Source organism: Ruegeria sp. YTSA168, from assembly GCF_059610045.1.
Genome location: NZ_JBXWMW010000002.1, coordinates 443,853 through 462,646 on the forward strand (window position 1 = coordinate 443,853; position 18,794 = coordinate 462,646).

An 18,794-nucleotide genomic window follows, 5' to 3' on the forward strand; every position below is an offset into this window, starting at 1 on the left:
ACCCGGCTTTCGTCAGACTGGAATGTCCAGATCACGCAACAAAGCGCGCGTTGGGTCGTTCATGCTGCCCAATCGCCAAATCACGAAATAGCTGCGGCCCGTTCTGATCTGATAGTCGTCCAGCGCCATCAGGCGACCGGCCTCAATCTCAAATTGCAGAACTTCGGGGCAGCCCAGGGCTATTCCCCTGCCCCGCAAAGCCGTGTCCAGCGTACTGGCGTATGAGCGCAAGTTTACCTTTGGCGCGGCTGCAATCTCGGCATTGCCGGAGAGTTCCGAGAAGTTTTCCCAGTTGATCCATTTCGGTGTCAGCTTGTCGAAATCCAGCAGTTTTGTGCTTTGGAACCCCTGCATTGTGTCAACCAGCGCGGGCGCGGCCACAGGCGACCAGATTTCCTCGAAAAGCAACGTACCTTCCCAACCTGAGGGAATGTCGGAACCATAAAACAAAACCGCATCCGTTTCGAAGGCGAACAGATCAGCATCCTTGTCCGAGGCCGTCAGCGTGACCGGGGCCGCATTAGGCCCAAGCAGGTATTCGTTAATGCGCGGTGTTAGCCAGTATTGTGCCACCGCAACATTGGCCCCAAGCGACAGGCGATCACCTGCCGTTGCACGGCGGATCTGCCGCAAGCTGGAGCTCAGATAATCAAGCGCTTCAGAAGTGTTGGCGGCGAGTGCCTTGCCATTCCGTGACAGGCTGATGGTACGCCCGCTGCGATGAACCAAGGTCATGCCCAGCCATTCTTCCAACACTTTTACCCGTTTGCTGACAGCCGCCTGACTGACGTTCAACTCAGCGGCAGCACGGGTGAAGTTTTCGTGGCGCGCGACTGCTTCAAAAAACAGAAGATAGTCAAGTGGCGGCAAGGATCGGCGAAAATCTTTCATAACTCTAGGTTATCATAAGCCTATATCAGATGTCACTTTGTGAATCGCGTTTCCGCTCCTAAGCTGATGCATCATCTGAGCACTTCACCGGGGAAAGCCCAGGGATCAAACCGCGCAAGGAAACACGCATGTTCACCCAGAGATTGTCACAATTTCAAACCCGTCTGGCGCAGGCCGGTATCGATGTGGCGTTGATCACTGATGATGACAATGTCTATTACCTGACCGGTTACTATGACTATTTGCATATGGAGTTCGGACGACCAACGATACTGGTTGTACCCAAGGATGGCCCGTCGCTGCTGATCACGCCGACGATTGACCTGAACTCGGCCAAATTCGCTGCGCGGGTGGATCGGATTTCCGCGTGGAATGATGGGATGGGCGCGGAATGGCGCGAAGAACTGCCAAATGCAGTCAAAAGCGCAACCAAGGTCGGGATCGAGCCCGGCCACATGCCACCATTAGTGCGCACATATGTTGATGAACTGATCGGCCCGGACCGATTGACTAGTGCGACTCCGATCTTGAACGATATGCGAATGATCAAGTCGCCGCAGGAATTGCAACTGGCCCGCCACGCCGGACAAGTCGCAAGCGAGATGATGGCGGCGGGTCGCGCAGCTATTGCGGATGGCGTGCCTGAATTTGAGGTCGCGATTGCCACCTCTCAGGCCGGAACGCGCAAGGCCGCCGAGTTGCTGGCCGCACACTACGACGATGCGGATATGTCGCCCAACACGCATTTTCTGCAGATCATGGCCTCGGGCGAGGACATCATCAAAACTCACCACCGCGCATCAACCCGTGTCATGCGGCAGGGGGAACCCGTATTCCTGTGTTTCTGTGGGATGACGAATTTTCACCGTTTCAAACTAGGATTTGATCGTACATTCTGGATCGCTGATGCGCCAGACGATCAGGTCGCGGTGTATGAGGTTGCCGTCGCCAGCCAGAAGGCCGCGCTGGACGCGCTCAAGCCCGGTGTGACGGCAGAAAGCGTGCACGCAGCCTATGCCGAAGTCATTCAGGGCGCGGGCTATGAATACCCGTTCCGCTGCGGTCGCGCCACCGGCTTCAGCTTTCTTGAGGCGCCGCAACTTGTCACCGGCGACACAACCATCCTGCAGCCAGGCATGGTACTGGCCGTTGACGGCTCAGTTTCGGTTGACACCTTCCGTGCGCAAGTTGGTGACAGTTTCATCATAACCGAAACCGGATGGGAGCAAGTAACAAGCCATCCAAAATCCGTTGAGGAGGTCATCCTGTAATGTTTCAATCTGGCGAAATCATACGCTCGGCACCGCGTACACCGATCATGGGCGATGGTCTGGCGCATCGTGGCAGCCTGGGCTTTATCCTGATGTCAACCGATCTTGCCTGCGAGGCGGATTTGTATGCCATGGCGCCAGAGGGTGTCGGCATTCACATAACGCGCCTTAAGACCGACGACTACACAACAAGCGAGACACTGGCTCGTCATATCGATCATATGGCCGACGCTGCCTCGCGTCTGCAACCTGACATGAAACCATCTGTCATCAGCTACAGTTGCACATCGGGGTCGATTGTATGCCGTGAAGAGAACGTCTTTCGCGAAATTCGCAAAGGAGCACCGCATGCACAACCGATGTGCATTGTCACTGGTGTCATGGATGCGCTGCGCGAGGTTGGCGCCAAAAAGATAGTCGTTGGCACGCCCTATCTGGATGATGTGAACACCGCTGAGGCCGAGTATCTTCTGGCCGCGGGGTTCGATGTTCTGGACATTCAAGGGTTGTGTCTGGAAACCGGTGTCGAATTCGGCAAGGTCGAGCCATCCTATTGGAAAGAGTTCGCGCTTGAGATCGATCAGCCCGAAGCCGATGCGATCTTTTTGTCCTGCGGCGGGATTCGATCATTGGAAGTGGTAGCTGAGATTGAACAGGCGGCGGGCAAGCCGGTCATCACCTCGAACCAGGCGCAGTTCTGGTCCTGCCTGCGGCGCGCTGGGATCATGGATGAGCTTGAAGGTTTCGGCCAAATCTTCAAACATCCCGGCAAGCATCTAAGCAAAACCGGCTAATCAAATGACCAAGTTCACCGCATGGAATGTGTTTTGGCAGGGGGTGACCGGCCAGAAAGGCTGGACCCGCCAGTGGCGCGATCCCGAACCCAAATCACATTATGACGTAGTCATAGTTGGTGGCGGGTTGCACGGGCTCGCCACCGCTTATTACCTGGCCAAAACCCATGGGGTGAAAAACATCGCCGTGCTTGAAAAGGGCTGGATCGGTGGCGGTAATGCCGGGCGCAATACCACGATCGTGCGGTCAAACTATGCGCGGCCCGGCAATCGGGAATTCTATGAGCATTCGCTGAAGCTTTGGGAAAACCTCAGCCACGAGTTGAACTATAACGTCATGTTCTCGCAGCGCTCACATATCTCGCTGCTGCATTCTCCCGGTGCCATCGACGCTGCGGCGCGCAACTACAACACGATGCGGATGACCGGCACGCCGGATGCAGAAATCTGGGATCTAGAGACGCTCAAGCGCACCGTACCGCATCTGAACTACGCCTCTGATGCGCGGTTCCCGATCATGGGTGCTGCGGTTCAAAAACGCGCGGGGACAGCACGCCATGATGCGGTGGTCTGGGGCTATGCCCGCGGGGCAGATGCGCGTGGCGTTGACGTCATTCAGAACTGTCGGGTCGAAGGCGTTGTTCGTGACGGCGAACGCATCACCGCGGTTGAGACCTCCAGAGGGCGGATCACAGCGGGCAAAGTTGCTTTTGCCGTGGCAGGCAGCACCTCCCTTTTATGGCAGATGGCCGGGCTTGGGCGTTTGCCCATTGAAAGCCACAAACTGCAGGCTTTTGTGTCCGAACCGCTAAAGCCGCTGCTGGATCAGGTCATCGTCTTTGGCATGGGCGGCGCGCATTTCTATATCTCGCAATCCGACAAGGGTGGGATGGTCTTTGGCGGTGATCTGGACTGGTACAAATCCTATGCCCAGCGGGGCAACCTGCACATCGTTCAGGACGTGGCCGAGGCTGCCATGTCAGTTCTGCCTTGCCTTGGAAGGGTAAAACTGCTGCGCCATTGGGCGGGGGTCGTCGATATGTCGATGGACGGGTCACATTTCATCTGCAAGACGCCGCTGGACAATCTCTACCTGAATGCCGGTTGGAACTATGGCGGGTTCAAAGCCAGCCCAGCCTCAGGATGGTGGTTCGCCGATCTGATCGCCAATGACCGGCCCGCACCGATGATTGCGCCTTTTGATCTGAAAAGGTTCGAACGGGGTCTGCAGATTGATGAACGCGGCGCCGGACCTGACTGCAAGCTGCACGGATGACAATATGCTGATTATCAACTGCCCTTTCTGCGGACCCCGCGACCAAAGCGAGTTCAGCTATGGCGGGGATGCGACAATCCAATACCCTGAGCTTGATGCGTCAGTCCAGGACTGGCACGATGCGGTGTTTCTGCGCGAGAACATTCGCGGGCCGCAATTGGAAACCTGGCAACATGTGCATGGCTGCCGGATGTGGCTGTTCGTCAAACGTGACACGCTCACCCATGAGATCCTGTCTGTGTGCCCTGCGCATCCCGGATTGGCGCGAACGTTGGAGGCGACCCCATGACCGCGCGCCGTCTGGATACTGGCGGCCGTATCGACCGCTCGCAGCCCGTCAACTTTCGTTGGGATGGCATGACCTGCCGGGGTTTTACAGGCGATACGCTCGCTTCGGCCCTGATGGCGAACGGGCATACCGTTCTGGGGCGCAGTTTCAAGTACCATCGCCCGCGCGGGGTTATGTCTGCGGGGGTAGAGGAATCAGGTGCTATCGTCTCGGTCGGAACCGGTGCGAGCATGGAACCGAATGTCAAAGCCACCATGCAAGAGCTCTATGAGGGGCTTGAGGCGCATGGCCAGAATGCCTGGCCCAATGTGCGTTTTGATGTTGGGGCGGCCAGCGGGCTTGTGGGACGGTTCTTCTCGGCCGGTTTTTATTACAAGACCTTTATGGGCCTGCCGCCATTTGAATGGGGGCGCGGAACGGGCCTGTGGATGAAGTATGAAAAGCTGATCCGCAAAGCCGCCGGGATGGGCACAGCCAGCCGTGAGGCTGACCCTGACTGCTATGACCACGCCCACGCATTTTGCGATGTTTTGGTGGTGGGGTCTGGTCCTGCTGGTCTGAACGCTGCGCTGACTGCGGCACGGAATGGTCGCGATGTCTTGCTGGTCGAGCAGGATTTTGAGCTAGGTGGCGACTATCTGAACGACCCCAAAGCCGACGATGAACACCTGTCTTTGGTGCAGGCGGTCAAGAATGCGGGCGTCCGCATCATGACCCGCACCACCGCATTCGGACTGTATGATGGCGGCGTCGCCGGACTGGTCGAACGCGTGACAGACCATCTGGCAGCACCTGATCCACACCTGCCACGCCAACGCTTTTGGACTGTCCGTGCATGTGCAACCGTGCTGGCAACTGGTGCGCTGGAACGCTCGATCGCCTTTTCTGGCAACGACCGCCCCGGAGTTATGACTGCAGCGGCGGCGCGAAGCTACCTCAACCGGTTCGGTATCCTGCCAGGCAAACGGATCGTGATCGCCACGACCAATGACAGCACCCAAGGGGTCGCTGCCGAACTGGCCGCTGCCGGGGCTGAGGTTGTTCTGGCCGATGCACGCGATACGGCCGATACGCCCGAGGGTGTCATACTGCGACCCGGCTTAGCGCCTTTGGCCTTGCTGGGACGCAATTCGGTGCGCGGGGTTACACTTGCCTCGCAATCGGGCGCGGGATGGGCAAAGACCCGTCAAGAAGACTGTGATCTGTTGCTGGTCTCAGGTGGGTGGTCACCGGTGGTGAACCTATCCTCGCACCGCGGGGCAAAACCTGTCTGGAACGCTGATCTTGCCTGTTTCCTCGCCGGGCCGACCGATGAGCCGATCCATATGGCTGGTTCGGCAGATGGTGTCTGGCAACGCGAAGACTGTGCTGCCTCGGGCGTGGTCGCAGCAAAGCGCGCGATGGGGCTAAAAGATGATACAGTCACACATCGTGGCTGGGCGAACCCCATAAAGCCGACTTATGAGGTACGTCAGCCGGGCACAAAGGCCAAAACCTTTGTTGATCCCCAGCACGATGTCACGGGCGATGATGTCCGCCTGGCCCACCAGGAGGGATTCGTCTCGGTCGAACATCTGAAACGCTATACCACGCTGGGCATGGCGACAGATCAGGGTAAAATGGGTAACGTCATCGGCCTTGCGCTGATGGCCGAAGCCCTTGGCCGCGAGGTGTCAGCCGTTGGCACCACCCGGTTCCGCCCGCCCTATACGCCAGTCGCCATTGGCACACTGGCCGGGCGCAACACAGCAAGCCATTTCAAACCATTGCGCCGCACACCGCTGCACAGCTGGAACCTGCGACATGGGGCCACGATGACGGATGCGGGCCTGTGGCACCGGCCGTGGTATTTCGCGCAGGACGGCGAGACACTGGAACAGGCCTATATTCGTGAGGCCGCGACGGTGCGTCAAACCGTTGGTATCTGCGATGTCAGCTCTTTGGGTAAAATCGCGGTTCAGGGACCGGATGCCGCAGAATTCCTGAACCGCATCTATACCAATGGCTTTGCCAATTTGCCCGTGGGCCGCGCCCGGTACGGGATCATGTTGCGCGATGATGGGATCGTCATGGATGACGGCACTACTTGGCGGATCGGCGAAGCTGACTTTCTGATGACCACCACCACGACAAATGCAGGCAAAGTCATGGTCTGGCTGGAAGAATTGTTGCAGACCCGCTGGTCTGACCTGCGTGTACATGTCACCTCGGTCTCGGACCTCTGGGCCGGGGTTTCCGTGGCCGGGCCAAAGGCGCGCGAGGCGATTGCCGCCTGCCTTACATCCGAGATGGATATCTCGAACCAGGCGCTGCCGTTCATGGGTGTTCGCCCAGTCACCTTTGCGAATGGTGTCGAAGGTCTGATTGCAAGGATCAGCTTTTCCGGTGAACTGGCCTATGAGCTTTACGTGCCTGCCGATCAGGGCGAGGCAATGATGGAGCTGTTATGGCCATCTGCTGAACGGTTGGGCGGATGTCTGTATGGGCTCGAAGCGCTAGGAACATTGCGGATCGAAAAGGGTCACGTGACCGGGGCCGAACTGGATGGGCGTATGACCATCGACAATGCCGGGCTTGGCAAAATGGCCTCGACCAAGAAGCCTTTTATCGGTGGCGCGTTGCGCCAACGCCCCGAACTGACGCGGGCAGATCGGCCACGTCTGGTCGGCATTTTCCCCAAGGACCGCAGCCAGACCTTCAATGGCGGCGCGCTATTATGTGCAGCGGACAAGGTCACCGGGTTTGGAGAGGGCTGGATCACGGCCGTCACCCATTCCCCTGCACTCGGCCATTGGATCGGGCTTGGCTATATCTCGGGCGGCCACGACGCCTGGCAGGATAAAGCCGTTACCGCGAGCGACCCGGTACGCAAGGGTAACATCGCGGTCGAGATCGTTTCACCCCACATGTTCGACCCGAATGGAGAGAGAATGCATGGCTGAAGGTATCTCTGCACTGGAACTCAAATCGGGCCACACGGGCATAGCGGGCACTTGCGGCATTACGTTAACTGAAATCCGCCCCACTACGCTGATTCAGATCGCAGCATGGCCCGATACGCTGACACAGGTAGGCGAAGAAGCCGCGCGCGTGGCCAAAGCCGACGCGGCACCCGGTCCGGGACGCACGACAAGCGGACGCGCAGGCACGTTGTTGCGCATTGAGCCATTGAAATGGTGGCTGGTCAAAGAAGATGCCGGTCCCCCTGCCATTGTTGTTGAAGCCGGTGCTACGCTGGATCTGTCGCAATCGCGGACACGTTTGCACCTGAGTGGGCCAATGGCCGCCCGACTATTGAACCATGTGTTGCCTATCAACCTGACCGAGCATGCGATCCCCAACGGGGCGGTTGCATCCACTGCGTTCCACCATGTTGGCGTGACGCTGTGGCGTGACACCCAGGGCTTCAACCTGTTCTTGCCACGCAGTTTCGCTGCCTCACTCTGCGACATCCTGATCGAAACTGGGGCGCAATACGGATTGGAGATCGTCTGACATCCCGCCGCCAAACCAGCCAAAGGAGAGCCTGACATGACGCCGCATATGCCCTTGGGCGAGTTGCTGGAGGCCCTTGCCCACAATGCCGCGCTACCCGATGAGTTGGCCGAAGCCACGCCACCGCAGGTCTATTCATCACCGGAGTTCCTGGAACTGGAACTGGATGAGATCTTCAACCATGAATGGTTCTGCGTCGGGCGCGAAGATGAGTTTGAAAACCCCGGCGACTATCGCACCACCACGATAGGCCGGGATCCGGTGATCGTGCTGCGTGACCGTTCTGGCACCTTACGCGCGATGTCAAACATCTGCCGTCACCGGATGGCAACGCTGTTGGAGGGCGCAGGAAACATCAAGGGCCGGATCAGCTGCCCCTATCATGCCTGGACCTACAATCTGGACGGTCAGTTGATCGGCGCAGCTTATATGCGTGAGAATTTCGACAGGAAACAGGTCTGCCTGCCGCAGTTTCAGGTCGAGATCTGGCAGGGCTGGGTCTATGTCTCGCTGGACACCAATGCCGCACCATTGGCCCCCCGCCTGGCGAAACTGTCCGCGCGGCTGGAAAACTATCAGCTTCCCAGATATCGCACTCTGTTTCGCGCCGAAGAGGTCTGGGACACAAACTGGAAAATCCTGGTTCAGAACTTCACCGAAGGCTATCACCTGTTTGTCGCACACGCCCAAACCATCGAACCGGCGATGCCCACCAAACTGGCCAATGCGATGCATGGCGATGCGGGGTTTAGCCTTTATGAACAAGGGCGCATTCCCGGCAAATCCTATGAGCGCAATTCCGACATGGTTGTCGACAACCCCTTGCTGACCGAGGAGGAGCGGAACAAGGCGGTCCTGTCGGCGGTCTTTCCTACACATGTCTTCTCGGTCGTCGCGGAACGCACCTTTTGGCTATCTCTGCAACCTTATGGCACCGACAAAGTCAAAGTATTCTGGGGAGCGGATGCCTATCCCGGCGCAGTGCCCGAAGACCCTGAAGAACGCGCAGCATACGCCGCCGAGCTCAAGGCAGGATTTGACCGGATCAATGACGAAGACAAGGGTATCATCGGGTCAATCGCCACCAATGCGGCTGCGTTGGCCGCTCAGCCCGGGCGTCTGTCACCAAAGGAGCGAACTGTCTGGTACTTCCAGCAATACCTGGCACGGATGTTGTGTCAGGTAGCCTCGGGAACAGCCCAAACCAAGGCCGGATAATCCGTTCGGCTGTTCAGTCTACCCGTCAGGTTGGATATTGATCTTTCGACAGATCAACTGATTTCATTCGACCTCTAAGGCCTCCAGATCAAGCGCCTGGAGGCTGCCTCCCGCCTCAATGCGAATTTCGACCCGGTCGCCTGCGGACAGTTTCAGACTTGGGGTATCAGGAGGCAGCCGAAACAACAGCATCGCGCGCTCCTGTGCCGTCGATCCGACCCCCCTGCCATACAAAGTAGTGCCGCCTATCTGCCGCTCATTATTGTTTGCATCGATATGCCAGGCCTGCAGGAAACCACCCGCCTCCGGGACACGGCGCAGCCAGATCCTTAGAACCCTGTCTTTGACAGCTTTATCCGTAAGTCTAACGTCCAAGGATCCGACCCCAGCAGTTTAGGTTTTGGCATAGGTTCTTAGCGAACATTGATCATAGACCAGCGTCTCGGGCGCGACGGACTCACCTTTGTCATCCAGCGTCACAAGGTAAATCTTCAGGTTTTTTACCGTCTTCTTTCGACCAATAAAGCGCCGCAAACCGCGTGTGATGTCCAGCCGATACCGCGTGTGTTCATATCTAAGCGGATGCTTGTATCTTTGATCATAGTCATCACGGACGGCTAAGGCAGGGTTACAGTGACCCGGCGCGCCCGGACAGGTGCCATGGCCAAAAAACACAAGGCGCCCCGCATAGCTTTTGTCTTTGTACCCAGTTGAGGCATCGCAATTGGCGTTGTCGACATAGGCACGCAGCTCAAAGCTTTCGGTCGGCGGTCGCATGCGATGGAATTCAAGTTCGGCCCTGACAAATCCGGCTTTCACTGTGCCCAGCCGAACCTCGGTGACATGACTTGCTGCCGCTGACAATGTGGCCACGGGTGCGCTGTCCGAGGTTCCCAAAGCACCAATCGCGGCTTCAACGGAATCCTCGGAATAGATGTATCTGAGCGAGGTTTCCGCGTCGATCAAATCGCGGCCCACCCGACCGTCATATACGACTGTGTCGAGAACATGCTGTGGAACATTGGCCCCGGGCCATAGCGCCTGCCAATCTGCCCAAACCTTGTCGCACATCGCATGGTGCAGCCAGAATACCGGGTCATATGAGGCAGACACTGTGCTACCCATATCTCCAATCGAGCGGGGCAAGGGCGACGATGTATCCGTGCCCCCCGTCAGGACGTGGATACCGCCATGAGCCGCGAAGTTGAAATCGGCTTGGAAGGCTTCAAAGTTTGGGTTGGTCAAATAGCGCTCAACCTCATCCTCCAGCAACGGGATATTGCTACGCAGGCGCGTCGTGTATCTGCGTGTAAAGACCTCATCGCCGGTCAGACCCAGGGCAATGCTGCGATAGAGACTGCGCGCGCAGGCCAGCGGGTTGGGAACTTCGTCCCCGGCACTGTTTGTGTAGGTCGCATCGTCCACTACTTTCGGCAGCCCGTTCGTGGCGTGCGTCGCGGTAGCAAACTGCGTCCAATCCCAATAAGGAAGCGTCAATTCAAGCTCACTATCCCCGCGCTTCCATTGAAGCGCGCTGTTCAGCGATTTTTCGAATGAATAGACATAGGATCGGTGCCAGGTCAGAAACGTGCGGTCATCATCGTGACAAAGGTCCTGATCATAACCGTGGCCGCGCGCCAGTGCGAAATATCCGCGTCGATCGCCCATCGCGATGTCCGATATTTCGTACATTGCAGCATAGGCATCACGCAGGTCCTGAATATCTTCGTCACGTAATCTGATCAGGTCAAAACGGATCAGCGGCAATCCGGCTTGTTTTCTAAGAAAATTCAGTTTGGCAATCGTAGTCATTTAAAAATCCCCCTTAAGGAGTGCTTCAATGCGCCCAGTATAGCACAAAACCACCGCCAATGGCGGCGGCACGCTCAAACGCTCTGCACGCATAGATGACGATTGGCGGATCTAACGCTGCTCTTTCTCATGAAGCACCCGCCCGATGATGTTCATCAGCAGCTGCGCCGCAAGGATTTGGGTAGAGCTGGTGGCGTCATAATCCGGGGCAACCTCAACCAGATCGAGACCAACAATGTGGCCCCGTTTGGCCAGACCTGCCATCAGCTCCAGCACTTCGTAGTAGATGAACCCGCCATGGCTTGGTGTACCTGTACCTGGAGCGATTGATGGGTCAAAGGCATCAATGTCGATGGTCACATAATACCGCGCACCTTCAGGAATGCGGGCCAGCATCCCATCGACCCCCATCTTGCGGAATTGCCGCACCGACTGGATGTCTGATCCCATGGAGCGGGCATCCACATAGCCATCCTTGGCCGTGGACGACACATTGCGAATTCCGATTTGGCTGAGGCCTCTGACATAGGGTTTTTCAGCGGCACGGCGCATCGGGTTTCCGTGGCCATAGCGCACCCCATGGCGTTCATCGACAAAATCCAGATGCGCATCGATTTGCACCACATGGATTGGTTCCTGATCATCAAAGGCATTGATGCAGGGGATGTTGATTGAATGATCGCCGCCCAAGACCACCGGTAGCGCTCCCGCCTCCAGAATTTTACGTACCCCAAACTCAATGTTTGCGTGGCTTTTTATCGTATCGGTATGCACGATATCCGCGTCACCGATATCGACAATGGTCACTTTGGCCGGGTCCAGATAGGTGACATCATCTTCGTGATCATAGGCCCCTGCGTGGCCGAATGAGAACAGCGTCGACGCCTCACGGATCGCACGCGGCCCCATCCGCGCCCCGGACCGCCATTGACAGCCGAAATCAAACGGAGCGCCAAGAACCGCGACGTCCGCGTCAATCGCGTCCCAATCCTCGATATACGGATATTTGCCAAAGGTGCAGATACCAACGAAGGGCAGGTTCAATCGGCCAGAGTCGTAGCCATGGTTCGACATAGGGGAACTCTCTCTGTTCAGCTTACCAACACGTCCTGACATTAAGGCACCCGAAGACCACGGCCTGTAAAGGCCTCTTGACGGGTTGAGCATGCGATAACTGGCGGTTTGTCAGGCTGTTTCGAACGGCGTTCAACTGACGTCAGGCTGTGCCTGAACCTTATAGACACAGGTAGTTTCCTATGAGACAGTGAAGGCGATGGTGTCCGGCTCGGTTCGAGTCGGCTGAAAAGGGAACACGGTGCGGGTTGATCCCCAAGTCCGTGACTGCCCCCGCAACTGTAAGCGGCGAGCGACCCCGTTGAAAACCACTGGGCCCTTGGGTTCGGGAAGGATCGGGAAAGCGTTGACCCGCAAGTCAGGAGACCTGCCATCTCCGGTGTGTGATGCCATGCGCCGCAGTCAACTTGAACCTGGGCGGGGTGCCTTGGGAACGGCAGAGACGACCGATGGGCCAAGAATCCCCGGCAGATCACCGTGACCAGCCACACACGTCCCTTTGCGCGGAGGGCGCGATGTTATTGGAACGGACGATTGTTCAACTTGATACAGGACCTATGCCAGCGGATGAAGCGCGGCAGATGGGGCAGCTTGGCTATATGCAATGGATCGCGGGTGTTCCGGGCAATGCCAACTATGCAAAGGCCGCGCGGCATGCTTATGAAACGGCGGCGCCTTTTATGGACCATTCACCCGCGGTGGCCGCGTTTTGCGACCTGCTTTTGACATCACTGAAGCAACCGTTCAAACCCTTGCCACTTGCCATGCCAAAACGTGAAAGACGCGGCGGCGCACAGGCCCGCCGATCCTTTCGCATGCCGCTGTGAACTGGACTAGGCTGCGGGATCATCGCGCAGCTTTGTGCTCTTAAACGAAGTCGAACACCTACCTCCGGCGACTATTAATTTCACCGGCACAACAGGTTTGATTTGCTGAGTCTGGTATTTGCGTGGATAGTCTAGAACTATGGGCTGGCTTGCGCCCGCTGACCCACACGTTAACGTCAAAGGACATGCTATGGATCAGGTGAAATTCACGCAGATGAAAGACGGGGACAAAGAGGACTATGCCTTCCTCGACACCCTGGAGCGTGAGTACTGCCAAGGAACGGCAGATCGTTTGCTTGAGGCCCTGGAGCGGCTGGACAAAAGCCTGTCGGGCTATCAGGTCACGCGTCTTGGCCATTCGGTTCAATCGGCCACCCGGGCCTGGTATGACGGGGCAGACATAGACTGGATAGTCGGCGCCTTGCTGCATGATATCGGCGACATCTACGCGCCGCATAATCACGATGAATATGCGGCCTCGATCCTTAAACCCTTCTTGCGCGAACAGGTCACTTGGTGCGTGCGCACCCATGGGGATTTTCAGCTTGTTTACTTCGGGCAGCATGTAGGCGCGAACCCCGATAAACGCGAGGCCCATCGCGACAGCATCTATTTCGATGACTGTGCCGAGTTCTGCGAGCGCTGGGATCAATCCAGCTTTGATCCCGCCTATCCCAGCAAACCACTGTCTTTCTTTGCGGATATGGTGCGCGAGGTCTTTGATCGCACACCCTATGATCCGGCCGTTGTTCAACCCGGTGTCCGGGTTCCACTGACCGATACCAGCCTTGCAGAAAGTCGACAGGCGTAAGGAGTAGTCTGCCGAGTTTTGGTCACAACCTCGCATTGGCTGGGCATACCGAGAAAATCCAGACGGCCTTGGACTTTGGCTGGCTAGACCCTGCAGACCAATAAGCTCAGCATGTTTCTCATTGGCTGATGCGCAGATTGTCTCTGAACCAAAACGTATTCCCTCACGCCTGACTTCTCACATGCGGTGCATTTCTTAAACGCAGGCAAGTTTGTAAAAAAGTGTTGACCTCTGATTTTATCGGTTCGATGCCAGTCATTAACACCCTGTAAATCAATGAAATTTTGAATTTACGCATCGGCGGCAATTTCTAATAGCCGCGCTTATCAGTTTCACAAAAGCAGATCGCGTAACGACGATCAGACAGCCGTCGACTGTGGCCAAAGTTAAGCCCCTGCATCCCGGACGGGAAATAGCGCAAGACTACCGTCCGTTACGACGAGCGCCGGTACAAAAGGCGCGACAGGATTGAGATCATGTTCGGCAGGCTCAAAGACTGGCGGCGTGCGGCGACAAGACACGACAGGTGTCCCAAGGTCTTCCTCTTAGCAATCGCACTCGCAGTAACTGTCATTTACTGGTTATGTGTCCTGATCATGAGCACAAACCTTCACCACGGAAAAAGCTGTGTTGTCCTGATCGGGATCATCCATGCTGATCACTGCTTTGATCAGTTCATCCGCGATGACATCACTGCCCATTTCACTGTTGGCAGCAATAACCTCCAGAATGCCCTGATCACTCAGAAACTGAAGACCATCGGACGCTGCAATGAGAATATCACTCGGCCAGAGTTCGAGCGGCTCCGCGGGGCAATCTATTTTGGCGATGTCAGAACCATGGATGACAGATGTAAGCATGTTTCTGTCAGGATGTGTGCGGGCGGTTTCAGCATCTAGCATACCCAGCTTCACCATCATATCGATTTGAGGCGCCATTGAATGATCTTCGTTCAACCGCCTAAGCTCACCAGAGCGCCAAAGATAGAGCGGTGAATCCCCCACCGACAGCCAGAACGCCCGGTCCTGTATGCAAATCAGGGCAAGAAGGGTCGCACCCATTCCCTTGATATCCAGGTCATTGTGAATAGCATCGTAGACTTGTGCATTCGCCCTGCTGGCACTGTCGCGCAAGAATGCGGTGACTTCGGAGTTCTTTGAATTCTCATTCAGATTGGTGGCCAGCCAGCCTTTCATCACCTCACGAACGATCAGGTTTGACGCAATATCTCCGGCCGTATGCCCCCCCATACCATCCGCCAAAACCACAAACCCAACACCTGACCCTGGGGATTGTTCGGAAAATATGGCGTCCTCCTGATATTCGCGGGCACCTTGGTTGATCACCGTTGAGATATCGAAGCTTCTAGGCGCTACAGCCTGGTTAAGTCTCGAATTGTCAGTTTGCATCAGAAATTTCTCGGGATGTGACACATGGACTTCCTTCAGCGAAAGGTCTTCAAAGGTCGCCAGAGCCTTAGCGCGACAGCGGCAGATCAACTGATTGCAACTCGCCATTGCGCGCGATGGTCAACAACGCCAGCTCGGCACCTGAGCGGCTCAGTTCTTCAAACAAGCGGGTTATGCCATTCTCGCCCTCAACAGCAACGTGCGAAGTGGTTTCTGACAACACAATATCGCCTACGCGAACCGACGGCGTAGATGCAGGCGCACGCAACACTTTGCTGACCCACTTTCCATTGCCATTGGTAACCGTAATGAACTGAACTCCGTTTGTAAGCTCGACCATCTGGCCGGTATGAAGAGGTAGGCTCTTTTCGGCAACGGGACTGTCCGGGTCGGTTCTGACCCTCATCTCAACCGAAATCTCGCCACTGTCTGGGTCGGCGGCGCGCGACTGGATGGCCTGAATAATCGACGCGTCATCTACAACCAGATGGCCATTTACCGAATAGATAACAGTACCGGATTTCAGCCAATTGGTTGCCTCTTGATCCAGATCGGACCGCACCAGCGAAACCATCGAGAATCTGCCCTGCGGTTGCGATGTTGTAACGGTGGTAAATGGCAGGTCCACGGCAGGACCCGTCCATGCAATCCAGTTCGCATCGGCCTCAGTTGATAACGGGCTTGCCGGCTCTGCCACAGCCTCTGCGACAATCGGCTGGGGTTCGGGTTGCGCAGGTTCCGCCGCGCTGGTTTGCGGTTCTTCTTTAGCCTCTGGTTGCGTGGTAACCTGCTGGGTAGTGGCAACCTCAGCCACATCCAGATTCGTCTCGCCTTTTTGACTGAGGTAATACCAGGCACCACCGACCAACCCGGCCACAAACAATGCTATCATCAGCGCCGCGCTGGATCGACCACGCGGCGGTTGGCTGTTGACTGCGACCGTATCATTGAAATCGACGGCTTCGACCGGTTCGGGTTTTGCCTCAATAGGCATCCTTTCTTCGATCGCGTCTTGCCATTCCTGCACAGATTGGAACCTGTCCGCAGGCGGGATGCTCAGGGCGCGGTCAAGCGCCCGCAGGAAAGTGACAGGATATCCTTCAACCATGCCTTCAAGCGGCTCGTAACTGTCTTTGCCATTCTGAGCCAAAGCCGCCAGCCGGGTCTGACTATCCTGTGGGGCAGACCCCTTGATGACGTGATAGAATGTAGCTGCCAACGCATAAAGATCGCTAGATTGATCCTGTTCAGCCCCTTGCAGATAAAACTCCTGCGGAGAATACCCTTCCTTGACAACTCTCAACATCGACATTGCACGGTCGGATTTGGCAGCACTCTCGCGCGCAGCGCCAAAGTCAATGATCACCGGCTCGCCGTCCTTGTTGATCAGAATGTTGTCGGGCGAGATATCCCTATGCAACATACCTTCGCTATGAATGAAACCGATGGCTTCCAGAGTGGTGCGCAGCAGCTGTTCGACCTCATTTGGTGGCATCGTCTCACGATCTTCAATCGTATCCAGAAGATCTTTGCCCTCGATGAAGTCGATCGCCATATAGGCGGTTTCGTTGTCTCTGAACACCTGATGCACACCCGCGATGTTGGGATGCACCAGTTTCGACTGATTACGCGCCTCTTTTTCGAAGGATCGAACCAGAGCTTCGTATGAAGATGTATGCGACTGCGACCGCGGGCGAACCGCGGTGTTGCTGCGGCGGCAGATCGCTTCGGGGAAGCATTCCTTGATCACGATTGTCCGCTCAAGGCTGTCCTTGGCAAGGTACGTAATGCCGAAGCCGCCGCTGTTGAGGAAACGGATGATGGTGTACTGGCCGGAGAGCAATTTGGTGCCTGGGGCAAGTTCATCCGGGAACTGGTCGTTTGAGTGGGCTGATTGTACCATATGAAACACTTACCTTGCTGTCGTCGAACGTAGATTTGCCCGACTTTTTTTTGCCACCAACACCTGAGGAGAATCGACCTCAGAAACCGCGCATTCGTTCACTATCCACCCCATGCGCGCACCTCTGCATCGGGGCTGTTCACTTCACTCCAAACCTCAACACGCCGGTTCTTCGCACGACCAATCGCGTTGCTATTGCAGGCAACCGGGGCCATTTCCCCATATCCACGCACTTCGATCACAGTGTTGACGGGCCCGCTGGCTTCCAAGCTTGTTGCAAGTTCTCGCAGAACCTGCCTGGCCCGCGCGAGCGATAGCTGACGGTTCTTCCCATAGCTGCCACCCGCATCCGCGAACCCGGCCAGAATGATTTTTTGGGGTTCAACATCGCGTATATACTCGGCAATCCGCTCGATATCCCGCTTCGCCTTGTTGTCCAGAGCCGCAGAACTGGGCGAAAAGCGAAATGTTGTCGACAGACGCGCAGTTGTCAGCTTGTCACTCACATAAGACCGGAGTTCGGAAGCGCTAGCCGAGACTGTCATGTCGGCGATATCCGATCTGAGCCGGGCAAACTTCTCATCCTCGCTTTGCGCGATGACCGATAGGCTGGTGATACCGGATTTGGATACGAACCCATCAATGCGCGGGCTGTCCAGAAATTCGACCAATTGCGCGCCAACTCCTGAAAGATCACGGCCATTATAAACGGTCACCCGGTTCTGCAGCCCATATTCCTCGGTCTTCATCGAAAACTGGTTGGGCAGATGGATGATCCCACATTCACTGCGCAACGGCACCGGGCGCGCATCTCGGATGTTGGAAAACCGCATGACGGCGAAGCCATATGGGTCGGTTTCAATCGCGCGCGAGAGCTCTCGGTTCGAGTTTACAATGTTGCCATCGGTCAGAAAATCGCGTTCGAAAGGGGAAAGGATAAGCCCGTCGACCCTGTGAAACGCTTCCGAGTTTTGCGGTAACGTGTAGACGTTGATCTTGTGATCGGGTCCACCAAACTGAGTCCAGTTTACAATCTCGCCCGACAGGATTTGCGATATCTGATCAAGTGTCAGAGCCAGCAGTTCATTCGCTGGATTGACCGTCGCCGTATAGCCATCAACCGCCAGAACATGTTCCTGCTGAAATGAGGTCAACTCACCCAGACCACTTTTTCTGGCCTGCGCATAGTTCTGGGGTGAGACCGGTTCTTCGCTGACAATCAGATCGCTTTCGCCGGCGATCAAGGCCTCAAAAAGGTTCTGACCCGAAGCCTCTTTCACAAGAATGCTGTGAACCGGGCTGGCCTCTTCATCCATGATCAGAATGTCGAAAGCCTCAGATCCGATCGCGACAGAAGCAGTATCATTCTGTCCGAACGCATGCTGTTCACCAAGCGGCACGCCCTGTAGATCAAAAACATCGGAAAAGAGTTCCTGTTCGGCGGCGAAACCTTCGGCCAGCAACGGAAGCAGGATATCAGCCAAACCGGCGCTTCCAGCCACAACGAGGTCAGTATCTGTTGGCAGGTTCGCGGGGCAAGCCGTGCCGATGCAATGAAACTCTGCTGCATTTAGGGATAGCACCCCAACATTTGATCGTACGATGAACTTACCGGGTTGGATTGTGACCAGTTCGCCAGTCACCGACCTAGAGCCGTCCTTCGAGGTCAATGTTACTTCCTGCGCAAGCCCTGAAGACGCGATGCAACCAAAGGCTATTGCGGC

At 56.4% G+C, this 18,794-nt stretch carries 16 protein-coding genes, 1 pseudogene and 1 riboswitch; of the genes and pseudogenes, 10 read left to right on the forward strand and 7 right to left on the reverse strand.

Going from position 1 to position 18,794, the window contains the following annotated elements:
- Window positions 1-12 precede the first annotated feature (12 nt).
- Window positions 13-891, reverse strand: coding sequence for a LysR family transcriptional regulator (locus tag AC2FFE_RS05830; protein ID WP_496817891.1), 879 nt, complete (start codon window positions 889-891; stop codon window positions 13-15).
- Between the two features lie 128 nt (window positions 892-1,019).
- Here AC2FFE_RS05830 and AC2FFE_RS05835 point away from each other — a divergent pair, with 128 nt between their 5' ends.
- From AC2FFE_RS05835 to AC2FFE_RS05865, 7 genes are read left to right on the forward strand one after another with little or no spacing between them, the layout of a single operon-like run.
- Window positions 1,020-2,162: a M24 family metallopeptidase gene (locus AC2FFE_RS05835; protein ID WP_496817890.1), complete on the forward strand. Its 1,143-nt coding sequence runs from the start codon at window positions 1,020-1,022 to the stop codon at window positions 2,160-2,162.
- Window positions 2,162-2,956: a maleate cis-trans isomerase family protein gene (locus tag AC2FFE_RS05840; protein ID WP_496817889.1), complete on the forward strand. Its 795-nt coding sequence runs from the start codon at window positions 2,162-2,164 to the stop codon at window positions 2,954-2,956. Before AC2FFE_RS05835 ends, AC2FFE_RS05840 begins: the two co-directional genes overlap by 1 nt.
- Before the next feature lie 4 nt (window positions 2,957-2,960).
- Window positions 2,961-4,232 carry a sarcosine oxidase subunit beta family protein gene (locus tag AC2FFE_RS05845; RefSeq protein ID WP_496817888.1) on the forward strand — a complete coding sequence of 424 codons (1,272 nt, stop codon included), beginning with the start codon at window positions 2,961-2,963 and terminating at the stop codon, window positions 4,230-4,232.
- Window positions 4,233-4,236: 4 nt separating this feature from the next.
- Window positions 4,237-4,521, forward strand: coding sequence for a sarcosine oxidase subunit delta (locus AC2FFE_RS05850; protein WP_496846130.1), 285 nt, complete (start codon window positions 4,237-4,239; stop codon window positions 4,519-4,521).
- Window positions 4,518-7,463 (forward strand): sarcosine oxidase subunit alpha family protein, encoded by a 2,946-nt coding sequence (locus AC2FFE_RS05855; protein ID WP_496846131.1) that lies wholly within the window; start codon window positions 4,518-4,520, stop codon window positions 7,461-7,463. Before AC2FFE_RS05850 ends, AC2FFE_RS05855 begins: the two co-directional genes overlap by 4 nt.
- Window positions 7,456-8,016, forward strand: coding sequence for a sarcosine oxidase subunit gamma (locus tag AC2FFE_RS05860; RefSeq protein WP_496817885.1), 561 nt, complete (start codon window positions 7,456-7,458; stop codon window positions 8,014-8,016). The genes AC2FFE_RS05855 and AC2FFE_RS05860 overlap by 8 nt, the downstream gene beginning before the upstream one ends.
- 36 nt (window positions 8,017-8,052) lie before the next feature.
- Window positions 8,053-9,234, forward strand: a complete 1,182-nt coding sequence (locus AC2FFE_RS05865) for an aromatic ring-hydroxylating oxygenase subunit alpha (RefSeq protein ID WP_496846132.1) — start codon at window positions 8,053-8,055, stop codon at window positions 9,232-9,234.
- A 63-nt stretch (window positions 9,235-9,297) separates the two neighbouring features.
- Here the strand turns inward: AC2FFE_RS05865 and AC2FFE_RS05870 are convergent, their stop codons facing one another.
- The 3 genes from AC2FFE_RS05870 to speB all read right to left on the reverse strand — a co-directional run bounded on the left by AC2FFE_RS05870 (window position 9,298) and on the right by speB (window position 12,120).
- Complete coding sequence (locus tag AC2FFE_RS05870) at window positions 9,298-9,426, reverse strand: hypothetical protein (protein ID WP_496817883.1); 129 nt, start codon at window positions 9,424-9,426, stop codon at window positions 9,298-9,300.
- A 201-nt stretch (window positions 9,427-9,627) separates the two neighbouring features.
- Window positions 9,628-11,046 (reverse strand): tyrosinase family protein, encoded by a 1,419-nt coding sequence (locus tag AC2FFE_RS05875; RefSeq protein ID WP_496846133.1) that lies wholly within the window; start codon window positions 11,044-11,046, stop codon window positions 9,628-9,630.
- 111 nt (window positions 11,047-11,157) lie between these two features.
- Window positions 11,158-12,120: an agmatinase gene (gene speB, locus AC2FFE_RS05880; protein WP_496818293.1), complete on the reverse strand. Its 963-nt coding sequence runs from the start codon at window positions 12,118-12,120 to the stop codon at window positions 11,158-11,160.
- A 183-nt stretch (window positions 12,121-12,303) separates the two neighbouring features.
- Window positions 12,304-12,509, forward strand: a riboswitch (cobalamin riboswitch).
- 126 nt (window positions 12,510-12,635) lie between these two features.
- On the opposite strand from speB, the gene AC2FFE_RS05885 reads away from it, so the two are divergent.
- The 3 genes and pseudogenes from AC2FFE_RS05885 to AC2FFE_RS05895 all read left to right on the forward strand — a co-directional run.
- The gene (locus tag AC2FFE_RS05885) at window positions 12,636-12,947 is read left to right on the forward strand and encodes a hypothetical protein (protein ID WP_496846134.1); all 312 of its coding nucleotides are present in this window, start codon (window positions 12,636-12,638) and stop codon (window positions 12,945-12,947) included.
- A 190-nt stretch (window positions 12,948-13,137) separates the two neighbouring features.
- A complete protein-coding gene (locus tag AC2FFE_RS05890) occupies window positions 13,138-13,758 on the forward strand; it encodes an HD domain-containing protein (protein WP_496817879.1) in 621 nt (206 codons plus the stop codon).
- Between the two features lie 416 nt (window positions 13,759-14,174).
- A pseudogene (locus tag AC2FFE_RS05895) lies at window positions 14,175-14,342 on the forward strand (IS5/IS1182 family transposase); the annotation flags it as partial.
- Here the strand turns inward: AC2FFE_RS05895 and AC2FFE_RS05900 are convergent.
- From AC2FFE_RS05900 to AC2FFE_RS05910, 3 genes are all read right to left on the reverse strand, one after another.
- On the reverse strand, window positions 14,340-15,275 hold the full coding sequence (locus AC2FFE_RS05900) for a PP2C family protein-serine/threonine phosphatase (RefSeq protein WP_496846135.1): 936 nt from the start codon (window positions 15,273-15,275) through the stop codon (window positions 14,340-14,342). The pseudogene AC2FFE_RS05895 and the gene AC2FFE_RS05900 overlap by 3 nt on opposite strands.
- Window positions 15,235-17,070 (reverse strand): serine/threonine protein kinase, encoded by a 1,836-nt coding sequence (locus AC2FFE_RS05905; protein WP_496817878.1) that lies wholly within the window; start codon window positions 17,068-17,070, stop codon window positions 15,235-15,237. Before AC2FFE_RS05905 ends, AC2FFE_RS05900 begins: the two co-directional genes overlap by 41 nt.
- Before the next feature lie 101 nt (window positions 17,071-17,171).
- Window positions 17,172-18,740, reverse strand: a complete 1,569-nt coding sequence (locus AC2FFE_RS05910) for a phosphate ABC transporter substrate-binding/OmpA family protein (protein ID WP_496817877.1) — start codon at window positions 18,738-18,740, stop codon at window positions 17,172-17,174.
- Between the last annotated feature and the right edge of the window lie 54 nt (window positions 18,741-18,794).

What these genes read in the sequence shown, in the direction of transcription:
- AC2FFE_RS05830 (WP_496817891.1), bottom strand. Translation starts at nt 891, where the DNA reads ATGAAAGATTTTCGCCGATCCTTGCCGCCACTTGACTATCTTCTGTTT.
- AC2FFE_RS05835 (WP_496817890.1), top strand. Translation starts at nt 1,020, where the DNA reads ATGTTCACCCAGAGATTGTCACAATTTCAAACCCGTCTGGCGCAGGCC.
- AC2FFE_RS05840 (WP_496817889.1), top strand. Translation starts at nt 2,162, where the DNA reads ATGTTTCAATCTGGCGAAATCATACGCTCGGCACCGCGTACACCGATC.
- AC2FFE_RS05845 (WP_496817888.1), top strand. Translation starts at nt 2,961, where the DNA reads ATGACCAAGTTCACCGCATGGAATGTGTTTTGGCAGGGGGTGACCGGC.
- AC2FFE_RS05850 (WP_496846130.1), top strand. Translation starts at nt 4,237, where the DNA reads ATGCTGATTATCAACTGCCCTTTCTGCGGACCCCGCGACCAAAGCGAG.
- AC2FFE_RS05855 (WP_496846131.1), top strand. Translation starts at nt 4,518, where the DNA reads ATGACCGCGCGCCGTCTGGATACTGGCGGCCGTATCGACCGCTCGCAG.
- AC2FFE_RS05860 (WP_496817885.1), top strand. Translation starts at nt 7,456, where the DNA reads ATGGCTGAAGGTATCTCTGCACTGGAACTCAAATCGGGCCACACGGGC.
- AC2FFE_RS05865 (WP_496846132.1), top strand. Translation starts at nt 8,053, where the DNA reads ATGACGCCGCATATGCCCTTGGGCGAGTTGCTGGAGGCCCTTGCCCAC.
- AC2FFE_RS05870 (WP_496817883.1), bottom strand. Translation starts at nt 9,426, where the DNA reads ATGCTGTTGTTTCGGCTGCCTCCTGATACCCCAAGTCTGAAACTGTCC.
- AC2FFE_RS05875 (WP_496846133.1), bottom strand. Translation starts at nt 11,046, where the DNA reads ATGACTACGATTGCCAAACTGAATTTTCTTAGAAAACAAGCCGGATTG.
- speB (WP_496818293.1), bottom strand. Translation starts at nt 12,120, where the DNA reads ATGTCGAACCATGGCTACGACTCTGGCCGATTGAACCTGCCCTTCGTT.
- AC2FFE_RS05885 (WP_496846134.1), top strand. Translation starts at nt 12,636, where the DNA reads ATGTTATTGGAACGGACGATTGTTCAACTTGATACAGGACCTATGCCA.
- AC2FFE_RS05890 (WP_496817879.1), top strand. Translation starts at nt 13,138, where the DNA reads ATGGATCAGGTGAAATTCACGCAGATGAAAGACGGGGACAAAGAGGAC.
- AC2FFE_RS05900 (WP_496846135.1), bottom strand. Translation starts at nt 15,275, where the DNA reads ATGGCGAGTTGCAATCAGTTGATCTGCCGCTGTCGCGCTAAGGCTCTG.
- AC2FFE_RS05905 (WP_496817878.1), bottom strand. Translation starts at nt 17,070, where the DNA reads ATGGTACAATCAGCCCACTCAAACGACCAGTTCCCGGATGAACTTGCC.